This is a genomic window from Microbacterium nanhaiense, from assembly GCF_014646015.1.
Taxonomy (GTDB): Bacteria; Actinomycetota; Actinomycetes; order Actinomycetales; family Microbacteriaceae; genus Microbacterium; species Microbacterium nanhaiense.
In genome coordinates this window covers 345,018-361,212 of record NZ_BMMQ01000002.1, presented here as the reverse complement: position 1 = coordinate 361,212, position 16,195 = coordinate 345,018, and the positions used below count along the sequence as shown (strand labels likewise).

The 16,195-nt window shown below is 65.9% G+C and carries 16 protein-coding genes; 6 read left to right on the top strand and 10 right to left on the bottom strand.

The features are described 5' to 3' along the window. Nucleotides 1-65: 65 nt before the first annotated feature. Both IEX05_RS04715 and cmtR read right to left on the bottom strand, forming a co-directional pair. On the bottom strand, nucleotides 66-1,979 hold the full coding sequence (locus tag IEX05_RS04715; RefSeq protein ID WP_174524677.1) for a heavy metal translocating P-type ATPase: 1,914 nt from the start codon (nucleotides 1,977-1,979) through the stop codon (nucleotides 66-68). Further along, the gene (gene cmtR / locus IEX05_RS04710; protein WP_060960787.1) at nucleotides 1,976-2,335 is read right to left on the bottom strand and encodes a Cd(II)/Pb(II)-sensing metalloregulatory transcriptional regulator CmtR; all 360 of its coding nucleotides are present in this window, start codon (nucleotides 2,333-2,335) and stop codon (nucleotides 1,976-1,978) included. The genes IEX05_RS04715 and cmtR overlap by 4 nt, the downstream gene beginning before the upstream one ends. 51 nt (nucleotides 2,336-2,386) lie before the next feature. Between cmtR and IEX05_RS04705 the strand changes: the two genes are divergently transcribed. Continuing rightward, entirely contained in the window at nucleotides 2,387-3,430 is a 1,044-nt protein-coding gene (locus IEX05_RS04705; RefSeq protein ID WP_308423402.1) for a DinB/UmuC family translesion DNA polymerase, read from the top strand. A 3-nt stretch (nucleotides 3,431-3,433) separates the two neighbouring features. Here the strand turns inward: IEX05_RS04705 and IEX05_RS04700 are convergent, their stop codons facing one another. Beyond that, the gene (locus tag IEX05_RS04700) at nucleotides 3,434-3,784 is read right to left on the bottom strand and encodes a sulfate permease (RefSeq protein WP_188700222.1); all 351 of its coding nucleotides are present in this window, start codon (nucleotides 3,782-3,784) and stop codon (nucleotides 3,434-3,436) included. A gap of 243 nt (nucleotides 3,785-4,027) precedes the next feature. Between IEX05_RS04700 and IEX05_RS04695 the strand changes: the two genes are divergently transcribed. From IEX05_RS04695 to IEX05_RS04685, 3 genes are read left to right on the top strand one after another with little or no spacing between them, the layout of a single operon-like run. Then, a complete protein-coding gene (locus tag IEX05_RS04695; RefSeq protein WP_188700221.1) occupies nucleotides 4,028-5,035 on the top strand; it encodes a nucleotidyltransferase domain-containing protein in 1,008 nt (335 codons plus the stop codon). Then, nucleotides 5,032-6,501 (top strand): ThiF family adenylyltransferase, encoded by a 1,470-nt coding sequence (locus IEX05_RS04690; RefSeq protein ID WP_188700220.1) that lies wholly within the window; start codon nucleotides 5,032-5,034, stop codon nucleotides 6,499-6,501. The genes IEX05_RS04695 and IEX05_RS04690 overlap by 4 nt, the downstream gene beginning before the upstream one ends. Next, nucleotides 6,498-8,267 carry an SAVED domain-containing protein gene (locus IEX05_RS04685; protein WP_188700219.1) on the top strand — a complete coding sequence of 590 codons (1,770 nt, stop codon included), beginning with the start codon at nucleotides 6,498-6,500 and terminating at the stop codon, nucleotides 8,265-8,267. The genes IEX05_RS04690 and IEX05_RS04685 overlap by 4 nt, the downstream gene beginning before the upstream one ends. Here the strand turns inward: IEX05_RS04685 and IEX05_RS04680 are convergent. From IEX05_RS04680 to IEX05_RS04655, 6 genes are all read right to left on the bottom strand, one after another. Further along, nucleotides 8,254-8,619, bottom strand: coding sequence for a hypothetical protein (locus IEX05_RS04680; protein ID WP_188700218.1), 366 nt, complete (start codon nucleotides 8,617-8,619; stop codon nucleotides 8,254-8,256). The genes IEX05_RS04685 and IEX05_RS04680 overlap by 14 nt on opposite strands. Before the next feature lie 270 nt (nucleotides 8,620-8,889). Further along, nucleotides 8,890-9,447 (bottom strand): YceI family protein, encoded by a 558-nt coding sequence (locus IEX05_RS04675; RefSeq protein WP_188700217.1) that lies wholly within the window; start codon nucleotides 9,445-9,447, stop codon nucleotides 8,890-8,892. A gap of 64 nt (nucleotides 9,448-9,511) precedes the next feature. Beyond that, nucleotides 9,512-10,015: a MarR family winged helix-turn-helix transcriptional regulator gene (locus tag IEX05_RS04670; RefSeq protein ID WP_188700216.1), complete on the bottom strand. Its 504-nt coding sequence runs from the start codon at nucleotides 10,013-10,015 to the stop codon at nucleotides 9,512-9,514. Between the two features lie 108 nt (nucleotides 10,016-10,123). Further along, nucleotides 10,124-11,599, bottom strand: coding sequence for a SulP family inorganic anion transporter (locus tag IEX05_RS04665; RefSeq protein ID WP_188700215.1), 1,476 nt, complete (start codon nucleotides 11,597-11,599; stop codon nucleotides 10,124-10,126). 143 nt (nucleotides 11,600-11,742) lie between these two features. Then, nucleotides 11,743-12,939, bottom strand: coding sequence for an MFS transporter (locus tag IEX05_RS04660; protein WP_188700214.1), 1,197 nt, complete (start codon nucleotides 12,937-12,939; stop codon nucleotides 11,743-11,745). A 175-nt stretch (nucleotides 12,940-13,114) separates the two neighbouring features. Beyond that, nucleotides 13,115-14,017 carry an EamA family transporter gene (locus IEX05_RS04655; protein ID WP_229661125.1) on the bottom strand — a complete coding sequence of 301 codons (903 nt, stop codon included), beginning with the start codon at nucleotides 14,015-14,017 and terminating at the stop codon, nucleotides 13,115-13,117. Between the two features lie 78 nt (nucleotides 14,018-14,095). On the opposite strand from IEX05_RS04655, the gene IEX05_RS04650 reads away from it, so the two are divergent. Further along, nucleotides 14,096-14,983: a LysR family transcriptional regulator gene (locus tag IEX05_RS04650; protein WP_188700212.1), complete on the top strand. Its 888-nt coding sequence runs from the start codon at nucleotides 14,096-14,098 to the stop codon at nucleotides 14,981-14,983. Then, on the top strand, nucleotides 14,899-15,306 hold the full coding sequence (locus IEX05_RS15415) for a LysE family translocator (RefSeq protein WP_188700406.1): 408 nt from the start codon (nucleotides 14,899-14,901) through the stop codon (nucleotides 15,304-15,306). Before IEX05_RS04650 ends, IEX05_RS15415 begins: the two co-directional genes overlap by 85 nt. Here IEX05_RS15415 and IEX05_RS04640 read toward each other — a convergent pair. After that, nucleotides 15,303-16,157, bottom strand: coding sequence for a polyphosphate kinase 2 family protein (locus tag IEX05_RS04640; RefSeq protein WP_188700211.1), 855 nt, complete (start codon nucleotides 16,155-16,157; stop codon nucleotides 15,303-15,305). The two genes, IEX05_RS15415 and IEX05_RS04640, sit on opposite strands and share 4 nt — an antisense overlap. Nucleotides 16,158-16,195: the final 38 nt, after the last annotated feature.

Sequence of the window (16,195 nt, the reverse complement as noted above, 5' to 3'; positions counted from 1 at the left end):
GAAATCTAAAGGTCATCCGCATGGTCCCGGATCAAGCCGTCACGCGGCGGCGACGTCCTGCGCGGTCACGTGCTTGCCTTCCGCGTCGACGCGGCGCGCAGGCCGTTGAGGATCACGATCACCTCGGCGATCTCGTGCACCAGCACCACCGCCGCAAGCCCCAGGACGCCAAAGAGGGCGAGCGGGAGCAGGGCGGTGATGATCAGCAGCGACAGGATGATGTTCTGGTTGATGATGTGCCGCCCCCGACGGGCATGGGCGAACGCGCGCGGGAGAAGCCGCAGATCGTGACCGGTGAAGGCCACGTCGGCCGACTCGATCGCGGCGTCGGAGCCCGTCGCGCCCATCGCGATCCCGATGTCCGCGGCGGCCAGCGCAGGGGCGTCGTTGATGCCGTCGCCGATCATCGCGACCGGCCCCTTCGCACCGAGCTCTGCGATCGCGGCGGCCTTGTCTTCGGGGCGCAGCTCGGCGCGGACGTCATCGATCCCTGCATGCGCAGCGAGGGCGCGGGCGGTGCGGGCGTTGTCGCCGGTGAGCATGGTCACCCCGATGCCCTGGGTCGCGAGGGTGCGGACCACTTCAGGGACCTCGGGGCGCAGCTCGTCGCGGACGCCGATCGCGGCGACCGGGACGCCGCCGCGGTGGACGATCACGACTGTCATGCCCTGCTCCTCCAGCCCCGCGACCCGGTCGCCGAGGGTCCCGGCGTCGAGCCAGCGCGGGCTGCCGACGGTGATCCGCGCGCCGGCGAGCTCGCCCTCGATGCCGTGCCCGGCCTGCTCGGTCACGCCCTCCGCCGCAGGGGCATCCGGCGCTGCGGCGGTGATCGCGGCGGCGAGGGGGTGGGTGCTGTGCTGCTCCAGAGCGGCCGCCCACGCCAGCGCCTCCGCCTCGCTCACACCGTCCACGGTGAGGACGGCGGTGACGGCGGGCTCGTTGCGGGTGAGGGTGCCGGTCTTGTCGACGGCGACGTGGCGGATCACGCCGAACCGCTCGAACGCGGCACCGGACTTGATGATCACGCCGAACTTGCTCGCCGAGCCGATCGCCGCGACCACGGTCAGCGGCACGGAGATCGCCAGTGCGCAGGGCGATGCCGCGACCAGCACGACCAGGGCGCGGGTGATCCACAGCTCCGGGTCGCCGAGCAGCGAGCCGATGATCGCGACCAGGGCGGCGAGGATCAGCACGCCCGGGACGAGAGGGCGGGCGATGCGGTCGGCGAGGCGGGCGCGATCGCCCTTCTCCGCCTGAGCCTTCTCCACGAGGTCGACGATCGTGGTCAGTGAGTTGTCGGTGCCTGCCGCGGTCGTTTCGACCTCCAGTGCCCCGGCGGTGTTGATTGCGCCGGCGGAGACGGCATCGCCGGGTTCGACCTCGACCGGGATCGACTCCCCGGTGATCGCGGACGTGTCCAGGCTGGAACGTCCCGTGCGGACGACGCCGTCGGTCGCGATCCGCTCACCCGGCCGCACCAACATCAGCTGCCCGACAGCCAGATCCTTCGCGGCGACCTCGACCGAGACGCCGTCGCGGCGGATGGTGGCGGTCTCCGGGACGAGCTTGAGCAGTGCCCGCAGCCCGCCGCGGGCACGGTCCATCGCCTTGTCCTCCAGCGCCTCGGCGATCGAGTACAGGAATGCCAGCGCTGCGGCCTCCTCGACGTAGCCGAGGATCACCGCGCCGACCGCGCTGATGGTCATCAGCAGCCCGATGCCGAGCTTGCCCTTGAAGAGGTTCCGGATCGCGCCCGGCGTGAACGTCGACGCGCCCAGCAGCAGGCCGATCCAGAACAGCACCAGCGCAGGGATCTCCATCCCGGACCACTCCAGCGCCAGACCGGTGAGGAACGCCACACCGGAGAAGACCGGGACCATGATCCCGCGGTCCCGCCACCAGGGGCGCTCCGCCTCCTCGGCCTCTTCGCCGACTGCGGTCTCAGGCTCGTCGTGCTCGCAGCCGCACGCCGCGCTCACGCGCCCGCTCCCGTCCCGCAGCAGCCCGGCACCGTGCACGAAGCGTCCATGCAGGGCGCGTGCTCGTCCACCGCGAGCGTCACGTCCACCAGCGCGGTCAGCGCCGCCGCGAGGTGCGGGTCCGCGATCTCGTAGCGCGTCTGCCGCCCTTCCGGCTCGGCGACCACGATGCCGCAGTCGCGCAGGCAGGTCAGGTGGTTCGAGACGTTCGAGCGGGTCAGCTCCAGCTCACGCGAGAGCACCGCCGGGTAGCTGGGGCCGTCGAGCAGGGTCATCAGTATCCGGGAGCGCGTCGGGTCCGCCATGGCCCGGCCGAGCCGGTTCATGACGTCGAGACGTGGAGCAATGGTCAGCATGCACTGATCATACAGTGTTGACTGAACTAATCCCAGGATGAATAGTGCACCCTGCGACATTCGGCCCTACCAGTAGAGATCATCTCCCGCTACTCGGCCTGGCAAGAGGTCTACTCGGTCGACGAATCCTTCGTCGGACTCCGCGGCACACCCGAGGAGCTGGAAAGCATCGGGCACGAGATTCGCCGCACCGTCCGCCAGCTCACGGGCGTGCCCGTCCGTGTCGCGATCGGTGCGACAAAGTCGCTCGCAAAGGTCGCGGCGATCGGGATCAAGAAGGCCTTCGCCGAGATCGGCGTGCTCAACCTCGCCCGCTACGACGCCGCACAGATGGATCGCATCCTCGACAGCATCGACGTCACCGACCTCTGGGGCGTCGCCGGCAGATCCGGCAAGCGTCTCGCCGCGATCAACATCCATACGGCGCGGGAGCTGCGGGACATGGACCCGAAGTGGGCGCGCAAGCGGTTCAAAGTGAACATGGAACGCATTGTCCTCGAACTGCGCGGCGTGCCGTGCATCCCGCTCGAGATGGTGCCGCCCGCAGTGAAGGACCAGCTCATCTTCTCCCGCTCGTTCGCGAAGAAGATCACCACCGAGCCTGACATGGAGCAGGTGATCTCGCTCTACGCGCAGTGCGTCTCCGCAAGGCTCCGCGCACAGGGCTCGGTTGCTCAACACCTCTCGGCATGGGCGGCGACCGGCTGGGCGGATACCGGCACGGTCAGCCACAGCGCGCAGGCCACTGTCGCACTGCCAACGCCGACGGATGATCCGATTACTCTCACCAAAGCTGCCCGTGCGCTACTGCCGAAACTGTTCCCCGTCGACGGCATCCGCTACGCCCGCGCCGGGGTCGTCCTCACCGACCTGCGCCAGGCCGACGGCGTGCAGCCGCTCGATCTGTTCCGGCCGGAGTTCGAGGGCCGCGGTGTCGGGCAAGCGCTCGACGAGATCAACCGCAAGTTCGCCACGACCGCAGTCGGCGTCGGACTCGGCGGGATAAAGACACCACCGGGTTGGGAGATGAAACGTGAGCTGCTCTCGCCGAGGTGCCTCACGAACTGGGATGAGCTACTGGTCGCGGCGGCGTGATCGTTACGCGGCCGCGCACTGAGGCTCACGACGGTCCACAGTCCGCCGCGCTCGTCGCTCGGCAGCGCGCACGCGCATAAGCTGCACGAGCGACACTGGCCCGAAGACCAGGAACTTGAACGCGTTCCAGATGCACACGAGCATCACGACGTAGAGCCACTTCGAAGCGCCATCGTCGATAAGCACGCTCATGAGTGTGGCGAGGTAGAAGTAGGCGACGCTGAGGAGCATCGCCGGGACGCCCCACTTGAGACCGCTGCGGGTGCGGAGCTTGTCGAGCGCGATGTTCGTCGGCATGAACCGGCGCATGAACGCTCGGACGTAAAGGCTGGCGATCCAGATGGTGCGAAGCATGAGTACAGTCCTCTCCTGTCGGGAGGCGACAGGTAGTAGAAGGACCGTTCGACCGAAGCCGCACGTCGTGCCATCACAACGAGTGATGGCGTAGCAGGTAGAGGTCGCCTACCTCCAAGCTACGCTTCGCCGCAGACTTTCGGAAGGGCGACTTGAGCGTCAGTAGTTCGGACACCGTTCGAATGTCAGTGGTCCCTGCCAAAATGAGTCTTGCCGCCGCGTTACGACCAGATCGGGGATCAAATGGCACGACTTATCCAGCAGTTCAAAGATGCGCTGAGCTCGATCGAGCCTGGCGATGACAAGGCTAATGCGCCTGAGGCGCACCAGCTCGTGCGTGCCGCGCTGCTGTCTGATTCGAAATTGACAGAGTACGGTGCTGATCCCGTCTTGATCGGCTCGTATAAGCGCAATGTGTCGATCAAGCGAATCAAGGATGTCGATGTGTTCGTGCGGCTTCCGGAAATTCCCGACGGTGTTACGTCCCAGCAGATCCTCGATCGGTTCTTCCGTGTGCTGCACGATGAGTTCGGCTTGGATGATGACGGACATCGTCGTACCAAAAGGCAAGACCGTAGCCTGCAGGTGAGCTTTCCGGAGTACGACATGTATGTCGATGCTGTGCCGGCTCGCCCGCACGCCGACGGTGAGACGTGGCAGATTCCACAGCGCGGCGAGGACGACAAGTGGGTGCAGACGAACCCCGAGAAACTGACTGCACTGTCGAGCGAGATGAACGCGGCCCATGACGGTTACTACGTGCCCATCGTGAAACTGATCCGACAGACCCGTCGGTCGCTACTTGGGACGTCGAAGCCCGGCGGTTTCTTCTTCGAGCTCGCGACCTACCAAGCATTCGCCTCGGGCGCAGTTTCCGGCACTGATCATGCGTCCTACTACGCGTCGGCACTCGATGAGATCAGCCGTATTGTCACGGACTTCGTCACCTATGGCATCGAGCTTCCCGACCCTACTGTCGCAGGGAATAGCATTCGTATCCGAGCTACTGACGAAGAGCTCGCGGCAGCACGTGATCAGTTCGCAGCAGCGGCCAATACAGCCAAGGTCGCTCTTGATGAGGAAGATGAAGGGCAGGCTGCCCTGGCCTTCCAGGGGCTTCTCGGGAAAAGCGGGGACGACGAAGACGTGTTTCGGATGCCTCCTGGGTTCAATGAGGATGGCACCCGGAAGGCGAGCGCCGTGTCTGCAGGAGCCCGCGTTGTGCCGGCAGGCAGCAGGACATTCGGTTGAGCAACGACTACTGGGACGAGTTCGTCGCGTACAGTCAACTTCATTTCGAGGAAGGCCTCATCCGTGCTGGCTTTACGACAACACCGGTGGGCTGGTCAGGGTCGGTAGGTCACGGGCAAGGTGTAACCCGCGTGGTCATCACCTTGCCCGCCCGCTTTCCCTTTAGGCCCCCGCGCGTAGTTCCTGAAGATAGGGAGGCCGTCGCCTGGTCTTGGCATCGTGAACGGGACGGTGCACTGTGCCTGGTGGCAGAGGACGATCACGATGACCTCTGGTGGACTGACAGCGCCGCGTTCTTGAAGCACATTTCGGCCTGGTTTGAAGAAGCGGATGCCGGGTGGCCGAGCGATCGTCCTGATCTCGACTTGGAGCGCTACTTCGAGCCGTCCCGCGATCACCGGATCTATCTCTACGACGAGATCGAAGGCTTCAAGAATGCGTTTGTACGCTTCAAACCAGCCAAGAACGACACCATGATCATGATGCGTGGGACGCGAGTCCCAAAGGCACACAAGAGCCACAAGGATCGCTACGGCTACGTCGTCGAGCTGGCCGATGTAGCAACTCCGCCGCGAAATTGGGATGACCTCGAGACGCGTCTCCCAGAAGAACTGTCGATCGGCCGAAAGATCCGAGACCGTTCTATCTCCATCTTGATGGTTACTTACCACCGCGGCGATTCGCTGGGTGTGCTCGCACTGGACGTGTCTGTTGACGCGGAGCGGTCAATTACGGCGAGAGTCCTCACGTCAGCATCAACGAGTGCAGACACCCGGAACTTGCGAGCGGGGCTCCTTGCCCCGTCGCTCGGTGATAGAAAGATTGCCATTGTCGGTGCCGGTGCAATCGGATCATTCGTTGCCGACGCGCTTGTTCGTTCTGGCGTGCGCAACCTCACTCTCATTGATCCCGACACGATTCTGCCGGGGAACCTCGTTCGGCACCTGGTTGGTCCGAGCTGCGTTGGACTCACCAAAGTCGAAGCAGTCCGCAGGCACCTGCTTGAGCGAAACGAAGATCGGAACCTCACACTGGACGCTGTAGTCCAGCGGCTGGACACTGGTGCCGACGCCTATGACCTGATCGATTCACACGATCTTGTCATCAACGCGAGTGCCGATTTCTCAACGACTGCACTGCTACGTGTCGCCGCTGAGTCACGAGGAGAGCACGTCCTGTCTGTCGCGCTTGTGGATCACGGAGCGACTTTTCGAATCGACGTATTGCCGCCACTATCTGATGTCGATGCCACGCCAGTCCTCGACACTCCCGATTTGCAAGAGGACGTCGCTGAGCTGTTCGAGCCCGGCTGCGGGAGCCCCATTTCTCCGGCACCTCCCCATGCGGTGATGGAAGCGGCGTCTGCAGCAGTCCGACATGCCATCGGGATTCTGAGCGGTCGACCGCTTGACGATGCTGGCGAGACTCGAAACGTAGCGCCCCAGGGAAAGGCCCACGAATCATGACAACGGCCAACAACCTTCCGCACATTGAACTGTCTGCTGAAGCACACGAGACCATCGCATCGTCGACTGCTAAGGCGTTGCCGGATGAAACGGGCGGCATCCTCCTCGGCTACCGTGTTGGCAGAGACTTCACCGTCACGAACGCCCTCGTAGTCGAGGGGAAGCGTACGAATACCTCGTACGTGCGCGACGACGTCGAAGCGAACCGCCTGCTGGCTGAGTTCCTGAAGGATCGCGCGCCGTCCGACCCCGTTGGGTACATCGGTGAGTGGCACACCCACCCCGGCGATGTTGGCCCAAGTCCACAGGACATCAGTGCCATTCGTGACATCTCTAAACAGCAGCAAGACCCACTGATCCTTCTTGTCTACTCCATCGGCGCGTCCTGGACGTATTCAGGGCGAGTGACCAAACGCCGTCCGCTACTTCAACCTAAGACGACACGTGCGAAAGTCTCCTACCCTCCATCGCGATTCCCGGAGCTCGAACCGCTTCCCGCAGATGCCGTTCGTGGAGATGGACCTGTCTTCATCTCCTACCGGCAAAGTGATGGAACGAAGCTTGCCGACTCGTTCGAAGAGCTGGCACGCGCAGCAGGACTAGTCGTATGGCGTGATCACACAGATCTACGCGGTGGCACCACGACCGATCGACTTGAACGCGCCCTCACCCAGGGGCTGTCTGGTGCCGTGCTCATCGTTACCCCTGACATTGCATACAGTGAGATCGTTCGCGAACGCGAACTCCCGCGACTCCTCGCACTGGATGAAGCAGATAAATTCTCGCTGTGCATTGCCAACGCCATCCCTGAAACAGCGGACAGTCAGGAGTGCGAATTCAAGGCGCCAGACCGTTTGCTTCGCTTGGCACCTCGTCCAGTGCTTGCGGACAAGAAGCAGACCAACGTGCTTCAAGCAGATGGCAAGCTCAAGATCGTCCGGGACCTTGTTATGCACCGAATCGAGGAACGAAAGCCGATCATCAGTAGGGATGGACGCCCCTTCACGATCAAGATTCAAACGAGGCCCGCAAGTTACGCAATCGACGCGGGAACAGAGGACCTGCACATCCGCGTGCAAGCACCTGATAGTGGGCGTTTGCCTCACCCCAATGGGCTGAGACTGCTCCAGCAGACTTTTGGTTTGCTCGGGGACGCAGCCCACGCCTCGGGAGCGCAGAAGATTGCTGTATCGGGCGGAGCCCACCTATCCGTCGCACTTGCGCTAGGGGCAGCGTTACCGGCAACGGAGTTCTACGAGCTCGAAGTAAGCGACACCAACGGCCAGACTTGGCAATCGTCTAGCACGGAACACGAACAGGTTTCGTCAATCCGCACTGAAACGTTGGTCCAGTCGGATTTGCCTAGTGCTTATTCCCGCGTTGCAATCTTCGTCACATTGTCCCCGCACGCGGACCACGTCGCGTTCCAGAAACTGGTCGAGCACGGGCCAGCCTTCGACATCGCCATCACGTTGAGCGCCGGTGACGGACACATCGACTCGTCTGCGGCAGGCAGCCTCAGCAAAGAGCTCATTTCGAAGGTGCGCGAGATTGCTTCGACGTTCGGGAGATCGGAGGTCCACTTCGCCTATCACGGTCCATACGGGCTCGGCGTACTGCTTGGCCGTCATCTGAACACGTTGCGCACTGTCGTCTACGAATGGAACGGCGACCCAAGCAGCGAGACGAAGTACGTGCCTGTAATGACACTCGAACCCGGAGTCGGCGGAGGCCCTATCGTCGAGGTGCACCTCACCGACGAGTGACAACATCGTTGGAAGACTGCTTGTCGGTACGACGGCAAGCTAGTGCGGGAATCTCACGAACTCGCTCCAACGTCTTGCGAACCGAATCCCGGCTGGCTCCGATCGTGCGGGAGATCCCTCGAAGCGATTCGCCCTGTCGGAACAATCGAACAGCTTCGGCCGCCTCCCATCCGTGGAGCCCGGCCGGGCGACGCACGACGCCCTTGTCGGTGAGGTGGCGCGAGATGGTGGCGCGGTGCACCTCGTACTTGACGGCGAGGTCGGTGACGGTCGCGCCGGCGAGGTAGTCATCGACGATCTGGTCGACCTGAGCGGGCGTCAGAAAGGTTTGAACAGTTGCAATCGTCCCCACGACCTGCCCCCGAAGGTCGCGAATCGGGGGCTCGGAGACCCTATGAGAGGTGCGATAGACACCCCGTTTCCACCGCTTGATCAGGGCATTAAGCCCAGGGGAAAGGTTTGTGAAGAGATCACGCAGGGACCCCATTCAGGCGAGGCCCGAATTTTCTGCGAGAGCACTGCTCTCGAGCCGATTCGGGCCTCGCCTTTTTCGCGTCCTGCGCACCTGCGAATGCACGCAGCGGGGCGCGGGCGTGATCCGCCCGCGCCCCGCCTTTCTCGCTTACGCCTGGAGCGTGAACTGCAGGTCGAGGTGAACGGTGACCTCGTCGCCGAGCGTCAGGCCGCCGGCCTCGAGCGCCGCGTTCCAGTTGACGCCGAACTCCGTGCGGTTGATTTTCGTGGTGGCGGAGCCGCCGGCCTTGGTCTGGCCGTAGCCGTCGACGACGATGCCGCCGAACTCGGCGGTCAGCGTCACGGGCTTCGTCACGCCGCGCAGGGTGAGGTCGCCATCGACGAGCAGGTCGTCGCCCGAGGTGCGGATGCCGGTCGAACGGAAGGTCATCTGCGGGAACTGGTCGGCGGCGAAGAAGTCGCCAGTGCGGAGGTGCGCGTCGCGCTGCTCCTGCCCCGTCGTGACGCTCGCGATCTCGATCGTGGCCTCGACGGTCGAGTTCTCGATCTCCTCGGCCGTGACAACCGTGGCGTCGAACTTCTCGAACTTGCCCTTGACCTTGCTGATCGCGAGGTGGCGCACGGAGAAGGTGATCTCGGAGTGGGCGGGGTCGAGCACCCAGGTGCCTGCGACGTAACCGGGGATGGTGGAGGCGGTGAGAGCCATGGTGGTGTCCTTTCGAGACGGAGAAGTGCGAAGTGGAATCGGGTATCGGATAGAGGTTCGGAATCTAGGTCTCTGCGGCGGTCACGTTCGACACAATTGTCGCGCCGAGTTCGCGAAGCCGCATCATCTGTTCGCGGGTGAGCACCCTGCGCATGACACTGCCGACGAGGCGCGCGTGGCGCCTGCCGACCGCCTGCTGCAGTTCCCGGCCGGCGTCGGTGAGGCCGAGCCGGACCGCGCGGCGATCCGCGCCGTCCGGACATCGTGCGACGAGCCCGCGCTCGACCAGTCGCGCCACGAGCTTCGACATGCCGCCCTGCGTCATCAGGGTCTCGCGGTTCACTTCCGCGAGGCTCATGCCGCCCGGCGATTTCGACAGCGTATAGAGCACGTCGTACTCGTGCTGCGTGATCTCATCCCACGTCTCGCGTTCCGCGAACTCGCGTGAGATAACGACCTGCGCGCGGAACAGCGCCTCCCACGACTCGTTCTCGAGCCGCAGGTCGGCGGGCGCCGAAGACCGCGAACGCGTGCTCGGCACCCGAGCCTCGTCGTTGTGAGCGGTCATGCGAAACCCTTTCCTCAGCGCCCGGAGGGCGGCTTCGTGGGGTATAACCCGAGCTCCTCCGAATACATTCCCCGTCATGTAAATTTTTTTCTGACGGAGCGGCGACGCCTAGGATCCGAGGTTTCCCGACAGTCGACCGTGGAACACCTCGCTGCGCTCATCGAGCCCTTCGATCGTCACGCTCGCGCCGTGTTTCGCGTACAGCGTCTCCACGGAGTCGAGCGCGGCCACCGTCGAGGCGTCCCAGATCTGGGCGTGGGAGAGATCGATGACGATCGTCGACGGGTCGTCGGCGTACGAGAAGTGTTCGACGAGATCGTTGCTGCTTCCGAAGAAGAGCGGCCCGCGCACCGTGTACCTCGCGGTCTCGCCCGAGACGGCCCGGTCGACCGAGATCACGTGCGCAACCCGGCGGGCGAACAGCACCATCGCAAGGACCACGCCGGCGATCACACCGTAGGCGAGGTTGTTCGTGGCGACGACGATCGCGATCGTGACGGCCATAACGAGCGTCTCGGACAGGGGCATCCGCCGGAGCGTCGAGGGCTTCACACTGTGCCAATCGACGGTCGTCACCGCGACGACCATCATCACCGCGGCGAGCGCGACCATCGGGATCTGCCCCATCAGGTCGCTGAGTCCCGTGATGAGGCCGAGCAGGAAGACGCCGGCGATGAACGTCGAGATGCGCGTGCGGGCGCCGCTCGTCTTCACGTTGAGCACCGTCTGGCCGATCATTGCGCAGCCGGCGATGCCGCCATACATGCCGCCGAGGATGTTGGCGACGCCGAGGCCCCACGATTCTCGCCCCTTGTGGGAGGGGGTCTCGGTGATCTCATCGACGAGCTTGGCGGTCAGGAGCGATTCCATAAGACCCACGAGCGCGACGCTGATCGCCGTGGGTGCGATGATCCTCAGCGTGTCGAGGTCGAGCGGCACGGCGAGTTCGGTAAGACCGGGTAGCCCCCCGCCGACGCGCCCCTCGTCGGCCACATCGGGCACGCCCAGCTTCCAGAAGATGACGACCGCCGTCACGACGACGATCGCAATGAGCGGCGCCGGCACCGCCTTCGTGAGGAAGGGCAGCCCGATGACGACGATCAGAGTGACGGCGAACAGGATCGCGCCCAGCCAGCCCCCGTGCAGAAGATGCGGCACCTGCGCCATGAAGATCAGGACACCGAGCGCGTTCACGAAGCCGAGCATGACCGAGCGCGGCACGTAGCGCATGAGGCGTGCGAGGCCCGTCACGCCGAACAGGATCTGGATGAGCCCCGCGAGGATCACGGCGGGCAGAACGTACTCCGTGCCGTGCTCGTGCACCATCGGCGCGATCACGAGGGCGACGGATCCCGCGGCGGCCGTGATGACACCCGGCCGCCCACCGAGGAACGTCATGGACAGCACCAGCACGACGCTCGCGACGAGACTGACCATCGGATCGACTCCGGCGACGACCGAGAACGAGATCACCTCCGGCACCAGCGCGAGCGTCGTCACGAGACCGGCGAGCACCTCGCGCGAGAGCTGTTTCGGGCTGCGGAGCGCGTCGCGGACGCTCATGATCGTCGAGGGTGTGCTCATCGGGTGTGCCTGTCATCGGTGCGTCTGGGCACGACCGGGCGCGCGCCCCGACGAGACAGACTACCGTGCGACGCGCGCGACGAAGAGCCGAGGCGGCGTCGGCGCCGCGACAGCGCGCGCCGCCACGCGGATATCCGACGCGGTCAGCGCAGGATCCGATCCCGCCCCGCGAGGTAGCCGAACACGACGAGGGGCACCTCGACGGCGAACACGACGATGAGCAGGGGAAGGGTCCAGCTCCCGCTCGCATCGTGCACGGCCCCCACGACGATGGGGCCCGCCGCGGCGACGAGGTACCCCACGCACTGCGCCATGCCGCTCATGGCGGCGGCGTCGGCGTGATGGGTCGTGCGCAGGCCGAAGAGCGACAGCGCGAGCACGATGTTCGCACCGCCGGAGACGCCGAGGACCCCCGCCCACAGGGCGGACCACTCGGGCGCGAGCAGGATCCCGACGGTCGCGACGACCGCGAGGATCGGGCCGCCGACGCTGATCAGCCACTGATTTCGCAGGCGCGGAATCAGGGCCGAGGACAGCAGGCTGCCGCCGATCGCGACGGCGTTCAGCACGAAGGAATGCACGCCGGCGGCCGCCTCGCTGATGCCCGCAGAGTGCTCGATCGCCGGCAGCCAGGTGACGAAGACGTAGAACACGACGGACTGCAGACCCATGAATCCCGTGACCTGCCACGCAATCGCGCTCCCCCACGGCGAGCGCCCTCGCGCGGCGGGAGCGGCGGCCGCCGCGCCCGGGTTCTGTCCCGTCTGTCGACGTAGCTGCGGGGCGAGCACGCCGAGGGTGAGGAGCGCGAGGCCCGCCCACATGCCGAGCGGCAGTCGCCAACCGAGTTCGCTCATGCCCGCGACGGGCACCGCGACGCCCGCCGCAATCGCGGCAAAGCTCGACTGCACCGCCGAATAGGCACCGGTGACCTGGCCGATCCGCGCGGGAAAATCGCGCTTGACAAGCGCGGGCAGCACGACGTTGAGCACGGCGATCGCGACGCCGATGAGTGCCGTGCCGATCCACAGCGATGCGACGGGCGGAACGGAACGCACCACGAGGCCGACCACCAGCACGGCGAGGGCCAGGCCGATGGCGCGCTCGAGGCCGAGCGCCCGCGCCAGCCGGGGCGCGAAGGGCGAAACACCCGCGAAGGCGATGAGCGGCAGGCTCACGAGCACGGACGCCGTCGTGGCGGGCAGACCATAGCTCGCCTCGATCGCCGGCAGCACCGGTCCCACGGCCGTGATCGCCGTGCGCAGGTTTCCCGCGACGAGCAGGAGCCCGGCGAGGACGAACCAGACGGGAAGCACGGAGGCGCGGAAGCTGTGGGTCACCGCTTCACGCTACCGGCCCCGTCAGGTGTCGACAAACGCGCAAGGCCGCGCCCGGTGAGATCTCGGGGCGCGGCCTCAACCCGGTCAGGGGCAGGGGATCACCATTTCGAAGGGCGTCTCCTCGAGGTTCGTCGGGTCATTGATGTCGACGGCCGCTCCTGCGGCCCGGTCGATATCAGTGTGCGGTCCGGCGCGCGGTCTCCCGATCACGGGTTCGCGGCGGTGGGAACTGACCGAGGGTCATCGCGGCCACCGCGACGACGAACCCGCCGAGCTGCGCGGGCGAGAATCCCTCCCCCGCGAAGGCCGCACCGAGGACGGCCGCCACGAGCGGCGACAGGATCCCGAGAAGCGCCGTCGACGTGACGGGGAGTCGGCGAATCCCCGCGAACCAGAGGGCATAGCTGCACAGCCCGCCGATCACACCCAGCCACGCGTAGCCCGCGACTGCCAGCATCCCGATGTCGGACGGCACGCCGTCGATGAGGAGCGCCGGCAGGATCAACACCGCGCCCGCCGCGGTGAGCTGCCATCCGGCGAACGCCATCGCGGAGACGCCCTGCGGGATCCCCCACCGCTTGACGAGCACGACTCCCATCGCCATCGACGCCGCCCCTCCGAGACCGGCGGCGAGGCCGATGGCATCCAATCCCGCTCCGGGGCGGAGCACGACGAGCGCGATCCCGGCTATTCCGCACAAACCCCAGAGCACCCGCCAGCCCGACAGCCTCTCGCGCAGGATCCACACCGCGAGCGCGGCGACGACGATCGGCTGAACCGCGCCGAGGGTGGCCGCTGCACCGCCCGGTAGGTGCTGTGCGGCAACGAAGAGGAGCGGGAAGAAGGCGCCCATGTTGAGGGTGCCGAGCACGAGACTCTTCCACCTCCACGACCCCCGCGGCGGCGTGCGCGTGAGAGCGAGCGCGAGGAGGCCCGCGGGAAGCGAGCGCATGAGCGCCGCGAAGAACGGATGCCCGTCGGGCAGGAGGTGCGTCGTCACGATATAGGTCGTTCCCCACACGGCGGGTGCGAGCGCCGCCGCGGCCGTCCAGCCGAGGCGCGAAGAAGAAGCGGTCATGATTCCACCCTCGGCGCGGCCAACGAATGAGTCCAACACATGTGTCTCATGTTTTCCATGCACTACGATCATTGATCGGTGGACCTCCCGCAACTGAGATACGTCGTCGCGGTCGCCGAGGAGCGCAGCTTCACCCGCGCCGCCGCGCGCTGCTTCGTCGTGCAATCCGCGCTGAGCCACCAGATCAAGGCACTCGAGCGGGAGATCGGCGCTCCCCTGTTCGCGCGCACCAGCCGCAGGGTCGAGCTCACCGCCGCGGGCGACGCCTTCCTCGCGGAGGCACGGATCGCGCTCGACGCCGCCGCCCGCGCGGTAGACGCGGCGAGCGCCGCGGCCGGCGAGATCCGGGGCGAGTTGTCGATCGGCATCATTCCGACGGTCACCGCGATCGACATTCCCGCCTGCTTGCGGACGTTCCGTTCGGCACACCCCGCGGTCCGGATCCGCCTGCGCACCGGGGCCAGCGATGCGTTCGTCGCGGATCTTCACGCGAAGCGCCTCGACGTGGCGATCCTCGGTTTCCCCGAGTCGACACCGCCGCCCGCCGCGTCGCGTGTCCTGCGCCGCGATCGCCTGCTCGCGGTCGCGGCATCGGAGCACCCGCTCGCCCGCAAGGGGCGCGTGCTGCTCGCCGATCTCGCGGACGAGCCCTTCGCGGACTTCCCGGCGGGATCCCCCGGACGCGCGCAATCCGACCTCGCCTTCGAGATGGCCGGTCTCCGACGCGAGGTCCCGTTCGAGGCGACCACCGTCGATGTCATCGTCTCGATCGTTCGAGCGGGTGTCGCGATCGCCCTCCTTCCGCCGGGCGTCACACCCGGCGACCCCGGTGTCGTCACCGTGGCGGTCGACGACGGCCCCACCCGCGTCGAGTACCTCGCCTGGGGCGAATTCAATCCGAGCCCCGCGGCACGCGCGTTTGTCGAGCTCGTCGCGGAGTCCGGTTCCTCAGCCGCCCCAGCCTAGGATTCTTCGGTGACCCTGACCGTCTGGCTCTCGCTCTTACTCGCCTGCGTCGTCATCAGCCTCACCTGCTGAACCCGAAGGCCATCGTGTTCTTCCTGGCGTTCATCCCGTCGTTCATAGATCTCTCGCGTGTGCCGCTCCCCCAGTACCTGATCCTCGTTGCCACGGTGCTCGCCGTCGACATCCTCGTGATGTGGTTCGTGTTCGCGCTCGCCGCAAAGCCGTTCCGCTCGCTGACGCGAAGCCGCCGCGGCCGGCGCGGCCTCAACATGGTCTTCGGCGCGCTGTTCCTCGGTGTCGCGGCATTGCTGCTGCTGGTCTAGCTTGCCGCGAGGCGCTTCTTCTCGGCCTCGACGTCGAATGTCGCCGGAGGCCACTGAGGGTCGATGTCTTCCAGCGCCGCAATGAGAAGCTCCTGCACGGCGAGCCGCGCGTACCACTTTCGATCCGCCGGAACGACATACCACGGAGCGGTCTCGGTCGAGGTGCGCGCGAACGCCGTTTCGTACGCATCGCGGTACTCGCGCCAGAGCATACGGTCGTCGACGTCGCCGGGGTTGTACTTCCAGTGCTTATCCGGCCGGTCCAGACGCTCTTGGAGGCGAGCGCGCTGCTCGTCCTGCGAGATGTGCAGCATGACCTTCACGATGCGGGTGCCACCCGCCGCCACACGCGCCTCGAAGTCGTTGATCGCCGCGTATCGGCGTTCGATCTCCTCCGCATCGGCCAACTGGCGGACCTTTCCGACCAGCACGTCCTCGTAGTGGGAGCGGTCGAATACGCCGAGGAATCCGCGCGCGGGGAGCCGCCGCTCGACGCGCCAGAGGAAATCGTGCGCAAGCTCATCCGCCGTCGGCGCCCCGAACGCCCGCAGCTGCACGCCCTGAGGGTCGACGGAACCGAGCACATGCCGCACGATGCCGCCCTTGCCCGCCGTGTCCATCCCCTGCAGCACGAGAAGCACCGCGTCGCGGGCCGTCCCGGCGCGGCTGGACGCATACAGGCGTTCCTGCAGATCATCGAGGCGCGCCATGCGCTTCGCCAGGTCCTTCGCGCCCGTCGCCTTGTCGCCCTCATAACCCGGCGTCGCGCCCGGGTCGAGGTCCGCGAGCCGGAATCTCTCCGCCACCCGGAGAATGCTGCGTACGTCGCCCTGCCACCCATGAGTCGTCATGCGCTCATCCTGTCAGAATCCGCGTTGCACATGCATCG

Bases quoted from the DNA above. Each gene is read 5' to 3' on its own strand.
- cmtR (WP_060960787.1), bottom strand. From the start codon at position 2,335: ATGCTGACCATTGCTCCACGTCTCGACGTCATGAACCGGCTCGGCCGG.
- IEX05_RS04700 (WP_188700222.1), bottom strand. From the start codon at position 3,784: ATGCTTCGCACCATCTGGATCGCCAGCCTTTACGTCCGAGCGTTCATG.
- IEX05_RS04695 (WP_188700221.1), top strand. From the start codon at position 4,028: ATGGCACGACTTATCCAGCAGTTCAAAGATGCGCTGAGCTCGATCGAG.
- IEX05_RS04685 (WP_188700219.1), top strand. From the start codon at position 6,498: ATGACAACGGCCAACAACCTTCCGCACATTGAACTGTCTGCTGAAGCA.
- IEX05_RS04675 (WP_188700217.1), bottom strand. From the start codon at position 9,447: ATGGCTCTCACCGCCTCCACCATCCCCGGTTACGTCGCAGGCACCTGG.
- IEX05_RS04670 (WP_188700216.1), bottom strand. From the start codon at position 10,015: ATGACCGCTCACAACGACGAGGCTCGGGTGCCGAGCACGCGTTCGCGG.
- IEX05_RS04665 (WP_188700215.1), bottom strand. From the start codon at position 11,599: ATGAGCACACCCTCGACGATCATGAGCGTCCGCGACGCGCTCCGCAGC.
- IEX05_RS04655 (WP_229661125.1), bottom strand. From the start codon at position 14,017: ATGACCGCTTCTTCTTCGCGCCTCGGCTGGACGGCCGCGGCGGCGCTC.
- IEX05_RS04640 (WP_188700211.1), bottom strand. From the start codon at position 16,157: ATGACGACTCATGGGTGGCAGGGCGACGTACGCAGCATTCTCCGGGTG.